The organism is Mesonia profundi, from assembly GCF_031085155.1.
Lineage (GTDB): Bacteria > Bacteroidota > Bacteroidia > Flavobacteriales > Flavobacteriaceae > Mesonia > Mesonia profundi.
On record NZ_JAVHUL010000062.1, the window covers coordinates 1 to 6410 of the forward strand.

A 6410-nucleotide genomic window follows, 5' to 3' on the forward strand; every position below is an offset into this window, starting at 1 on the left:
AAACATTCCCTTCTTTCTTCTGAAAAATAACTATATCATCATTCGCTAAAAGTTGCGTTTATGAGTTGAATTCAAGTATTAATAGAATACGGTTTTTCATAATTACTGGCAACCTGTTATATCCACTCAAAAATACACTTTTAACAGAGTTTATCTCAAGATAGCAGCAATTTTATTCGTTCTTTCTGAAAGTTATTGCAAATTTTAAATTTTTGCGCGTTTTTCCAAAATTTGATTTTTGTCTCTTTAACTTAGATAAAATCTCCAATTTCCAATCTCCAATCTCCAATCTCCAATCTCCAATCTCCAATCACTCCACCCCAACCGAATCGTCTCCACGCCCATCCGCTACTGCGTGGTATTTCCCGTCTTTATCTACTAGAATCACTTCCGTCCGACCAATCTTAGCCGTCTTTTTAAAGGTATACCCCTTTTTCTCTAGCGTTTTAATCGTATAATGAGGGAAATCTTCTTCTACCAAAATATATTCTGGCAGCCACTGTTGGTGAAATTTCGGAGCGTTCACCGCGGTGTTCACATCGGTGCCAAAATCTATGATATCTACAATCACCTGAAAAACGGAAGTCGGAATCGTGGTTCCCCCAGGAGTTCCTACTACCATAAAAGGCTGGTTATCTTTTAGTAATATCGTGGGCGTCATAGAACTCAACATTCTTTTCTTTGGGGCGATAGCATTGGCTTTTCCGCCTATGGCACCGTACATATTGGGCACGCCGGGCTTGACAGAAAAATCATCCATTTCATTGTTCAGCAAAAAACCAGCTCCCGAAACCATGACTTTACTGCCAAAATTCCCATTCAGGGTCGTGGTGACAGAAACAGCATTGCCTTCCTTATCCAAAACGCTAATGTGCGTCGTTTCTTTCTTTTCTTTTTGAGGAATGATAATATCTCCCACGGCACTGCTAGGCGTCGCTTTATCTGGATTATAATTGGCAAAACGCTGCTTTAAATAGGATTTACTAATCAATTTTTGCGTTTGGTCTTTTATAAAATCGGGATCGCCCATATATTCGGCACGGTCGGCATACGCACGTCGCTCGGCCTCTACCATGGGCTGCACGGCTTCGGGGGAGTTTAATTGTTTGTCTTCTAAGCCCATCAAATTGGTCATCTGTAACATTTGCGCCAAGAGAATTCCGCCGCTAGACGGTAAGGGCATCGTCACCACCTCGTGTCCTTTATAATCAAATATGAGCGCCGCTCTTACTTTCACTTTGTACTGTCTCAAGTCGGCTAAACTAATGATGCCGTTACCGCGTTTCATTTCTTTTACGATTAAATTTGCCGTTTTGCCTCTATAAAAGCCTTTTAATCCTTTCTGCTGAATTTGTTTTAGGGTATGAGCCAAATCTTGCTGAACTAGAATATCATCTGCTTGCCAAGCGAGATTTTTTACGAACGGAATCGAATGCTTATTTAGACGTAAAAAATCATCTTTATAGGTGTTAAACAAATCCGCTTGAGCTTGGGTAATTGCATAACCTTTTTCAGCCAAATCAATAGCCGGTTGAATCAATTGCGTCATGGGAAGTTTCGCGTATTGGTGCATTTCAAAAAGTCCGGCTACAGCTCCCGGAACTCCAGCCGCTAAGCTTCCATACTGACTAAGATCGGTGTTGGCATTTCTTTCCGCATCCAAATACATATCTTTATGAGATTTTAAAGGCGCTGTTTCCCTAAAATCGATCGTGAATTTTTTTCCTTCTTCGGTAGTGGCAACCATAAAACCGCCGCCGCCAATATTTCCGGCTTGCGGATAAACCACAGCGAGCGCAAATTGGGTTGCAATAGACGCATCAAAAGCATTTCCACCCTGACGTAAGATTTTGGCACCCACTTCACTGGCTAACGGAAAAGCGGAAACCACCACGCCTTTATTTTTCACTTGCACTTCTTTGACGAGATTATAATCGGTGTACTGCCCAAAGACTAGGGGAGTGGAACAAAGGAGGAAACCAATCAGTAAAAATAATTTTTTCATCATTGCAATTTTAAATCAACCCAAAAGTTCGACATTTTCACTCGAATTCCCGAATGCAAATCTTGATTAATTTGTATAAAATTTTATTTCTAGTTTGATAAAACAGCAGTCCTGCGCTCGAGAGACCTCACAGCTTTTGAAAAGCGGTGAGGTCTGATGATGATTAAGTTTTCCGGTGTTATGAATAAAAACGGAAATTCAATCGTCAATAGGATCTAACGTCATCAACCAATTTTTCAGAAATCAAGAATGTCCGTTTAAAGTTCTCGCTAAGTAAGTTGCGGTTTTACTGTGTTTGTTTTTTGCAACTTCTTGCGGCGTACCTTCAGCAATTACTTTTCCACCTTCTTCCCCGGCGCCGGGACCTAAGTCAATCACCCAATCACTGCCAGCGATTACCTGCATATCGTGTTCTACCACAATGACCGTATTGCCAGCATCCACTAATTTTGCTAGCTGAAGTTGTAATTTTTCTACATCTGTGGGATGCAGTCCCGTCGTTGGCTCATCTAAAATATAAAGCGTATTCCCACGACTTAGACGCTGAAGTTCTGTAGCAAGTTTAATCCGTTGCGCCTCTCCGCCAGAAAGCTCTGTCGCAGATTGCCCCAAACGCAAGTATCCCAAACCTACTTCTTGCAATACCTTAAGTGGCCGACTAACACGCTCTTCTTCCGTAAAGAATTCCGTAGCTTCATTTACTGTCATTTCAAGTATTTGGGCGATATTTTTCTCGTGATACTTAACTTCCAAAGTTTCGGCATTATACCGAGCCCCTTCACAAACAGGGCAGGGCGCATAAACACTGGGTAAAAATAAGAGTTCTACCATCACAAAACCTTCCCCGTCACAATTAGAACAACGGCCCTTGCCCACATTAAAGGAAAACCGGCCAGCATTATAACGACGTTTTTTTGCCAATTTAGTGGAAGCAAACAGCTTCCGAACCACATCAAACAAGCCCGTGTACGTGGCAAGATTAGAACGCGGAGTTCTACCAATAGGTTTTTGATTGACCACGACCATACGTTTTAGAGTTTGGGCGCCTTCGGTGATGTTACCTCCCAAGGTTTCTACGGTGTCTTTTTGCAGCTCATCTTCCGTTTCTTCTTCCGTAGAGGTTTCCTTTCCTAGTTGCGTGGCCATGAGTTCCACCAAAACCTGACTTACCAAACTACTTTTCCCCGATCCTGAAACACCAGTAACACTGGTTAATACGCCTAAGGGGAAAGACACCTCAAGTTGGGATAAATTATTTCTAGTCACATCACTTAATTTCAACCAACCAGAAGGTTTTCTGGGAGCAGACTTTTTAAAAGGTAAATCATTGAACAGGTGTTCTCCGGTTTTTGAGCGTGCAATCTTTTTTAAGCCAGCTGGGGGACCGCTGTATAAGATTTCTCCGCCACCTTCGCCGGCATCCGGACCTACATCTACAATCCAATCGGCATGGCGAATCACATCTAATTCATGTTCCACAATAAAAAGCGAATTTCCAGATGCTTTTAATCTGTCTAAAGCTTTTAGTAAAGCCTCGGTATCTACGGGATGCAATCCTGCGGAAGGCTCATCTAAGACATAAACGACGCCAAATAAATTACTGCGCACTTGAGTAGCGAGTCTTAAGCGTTGATGTTCTCCGGGAGAAAGGGTAGGCGTGCTGCGTTCTAGGGATAAATAACCTAGACCTAATTCTAATAAAACTTCCACTCTCGCTACCAAATCTTCGGCTATTCGTTGCGCAACGATTACTTTTTCTTTATGATTTTTAGCTAATTTGGTAAGTCCCGGCGCCGATCCATCGGCATAAGGAGCAAAAATAGAAAGCAATTTCTTGAGAGGAAGTCGAGAAATGTCGGCGATATCATAACCGGCAAAAGTCACAGAAAGAGATTCGCGGCGCAAACGCTTTCCTTCACAGACAGGACAATCGCTGCTTAGCATATATTGCGATACGCGCTTTTTCATCAAATTACTTTTCGTATTGGCAAAAGTGTGCAGCACATATTTTTTTGCACCGGTAAAAGTCCCCATATAACTAGGTTCCTTCTTTTCTTTAATAGCAACCTGAACTTCTTCTCGGTTAAGACCAGGATATACGGGTACGCGTGGCTTTTCATCGGTGAATAAAATCCAATCGCGTTCTTTTTGGGGAAGATCTTTCCAGGGAACATCAACATCGTAACCCAACGTGATTAAAGTATTCTGGAGATTTTGACCTCCCCAGGCTTTGGGCCAAGCCGCAATGGCTTTTTCCCGAATTGTCAAAGAATCGTCTAAAACCATGCTTTCTTCTGTCACTTCATAGACTCTACCAAGACCGTGACATTTGGGACAGGCTCCCTCTGGAGTGTTGGTGGAAAATGATTCGGCATATAAAATAGATTGATCTGCTGGATAATCTCCCGCACGCGAATATAACATGCGCAATAAGTTGGATAAGGTAGTTACAGAACCGACAGAGGATCTGGTAGTTCCTGAGCCTCGTTGTTGTTGTAAGGCGACTGCTGGAGGAAGTCCTTCGACTTCATCTACTTCAGGGATTGGCATTTGATGAAAAAGTCGGCGGGCATAAGGCGACACCGATTCTAAATATCTTCTCTGTGCTTCGGCATACAAAGTTCCAAAAGCAAGGGATGATTTCCCCGATCCAGAAACTCCTGTAAATACGACTAAAGCATCGCGGGGAATTTCTAAACTTACGTCTTTGAGATTATGTTGTCTTGCTCCGCGTACAGTAACAAAGCCTTCTTTTTGCGTCTTATTTTTATTCGAATGTTTCATGGCTACGGAAGAAACAAAAATATATTAAGAATCTATGGTTAAGGATTTTAAAGTTTTCACAAACCTTGATTCTTGATTGAGTCCGCAAAGCTTTACATTTAGAGAAGCGTTTAGAATTATTTAGTCGAAGGATAGGTTTTTTTTAGTTGTCGTTTTTCTTTATTTTCGGATACTTTCTTTTTCTCTCTTTCCTTTATTTTTCCACCAAAAGAAATATACCACACTCATATTTATGAGCATCATGAAGGGAATATAAATAAAGGAATCTAGATTGAATATTTTAATAAGTAAAACAATTTCTAAGAGAAGAAGTAAGATGAAGACCCCTGCGAATTTTAAAAATAGATTTAAGCCTTTGTTTTTCATTTTGCACATTTTTGTTTAGGTCGTTATCAACTCGCTAAATCAGTTCAAAAATACATTTTTAGTCCAATTTATCCGTCTCTTTTGCAAATGAAAACTTGGTATTTTTATCTAAAGTTGTACTTCATAGATATAGCATTCTCCATTTGATCTATCGCGGAAGTAACGTGAGCCTTGGTCAAATCTGTTATTGCTTTTGTATTGGATTGAATTTTTAGAGGGCGTGAACCAATTAGGGAAATCATTTGGTTTACTCCATTCTACAGTATCTATTTCCAGCTCATTCTGCGTTGTAAATTCATTCCACCAATTTTCAGGTGCTTCGAATTTTAATGACATAATATATTCTTTAGACCAATGTACCGATTCCCAATATTCTCCCTGAATTACTTTTAGATTTTCGGGTGGTTTTGAACCAGACCAATAGGAGTAAACTTCAGTTGGTTCAGAAGTTTTTATTTCGGAGCAACTGCTAAAAAGCAGTACTAAGGTAATTGCGAATATCCAATGTTTCATAGATTAGGATGCTTGTGGTAGAAAATCAGCGGAGGAGTCTTCCTTAACAACAGGCTTTATTTCTCAATGTTGAAGGAATTAAGTAAATACGTATCAAATTCTAATTCGCTTTTTATTTCAGTTTCAGTGGTGAACTCTAATTCGGTGATTTTTAATTGGTTTCCGGTGATGGTGATTCTCCCGTTTTCTGTTGGTAAGGATATTAATCTTTTGCTGGTGAAATGTGATTCGGGACTGGTTTGATGATACACGGACATTTCTTTAAACTCCCTGAATTCTCTACGTATCAGACTAAAAATATATACGGGTTGGGGTTGCGCATTCTTAATTTTGTTTACCCGAAAATACATGTCATCCCACTTATCTATGACGTATTCTTCACGTTCGTCTTTTTGAAGTTTATTCATTTCTAATCGCAGAGGTTCAAAAGTAAAATCTCCAAATCCAACATCACTTATATACTCGGTGTTGTTAATGGAAACAATGATTGCCAAATGATCAAACTCTTTTCCGTAACTTCCATTCTGGTCATAAACCCGTGCTGAAACCCTCTTAACATCAAAATTTAAAGCAACTAACAACTCATAAAACAATCCATTTAGCTCATAGCAGAATCCTCCTCGGTTTCGATTTACTATTTTATCAAAAATGCGTTCCGTAGATAACTGGAGTGTCTACCTTTGATGTGACGATTTTTTAGAGTCCATAAATATTTATAGATTTAAATTATGGCAAAAAAACA

General features: G+C 40.1%; 3 protein-coding genes and 1 pseudogene. All 4 read right to left on the bottom strand.

Annotated elements, in window-relative coordinates:
* Positions 1 to 310: 310 nt before the first annotated feature.
* Positions 311 to 2005, bottom strand: a complete 1695-nt coding sequence (ggt, locus tag RBU60_RS13850) for a gamma-glutamyltransferase (protein WP_308865660.1) — start codon at positions 2003 to 2005, stop codon at positions 311 to 313.
* 243 nt (positions 2006 to 2248) lie between these two features.
* Entirely contained in the window at positions 2249 to 4789 is a 2541-nt protein-coding gene (gene uvrA / locus RBU60_RS13855; RefSeq protein WP_308865661.1) for an excinuclease ABC subunit UvrA, read from the bottom strand.
* Between the two features lie 474 nt (positions 4790 to 5263).
* Positions 5264 to 5668, bottom strand: a complete 405-nt coding sequence (locus RBU60_RS13860) for a hypothetical protein (RefSeq protein ID WP_308865662.1) — start codon at positions 5666 to 5668, stop codon at positions 5264 to 5266.
* 56 nt (positions 5669 to 5724) lie between these two features.
* Positions 5725 to 6327 (bottom strand): annotated as a pseudogene (locus RBU60_RS13865) (arylamine N-acetyltransferase family protein); the annotation flags it as partial.
* Positions 6328 to 6410: the final 83 nt, after the last annotated feature.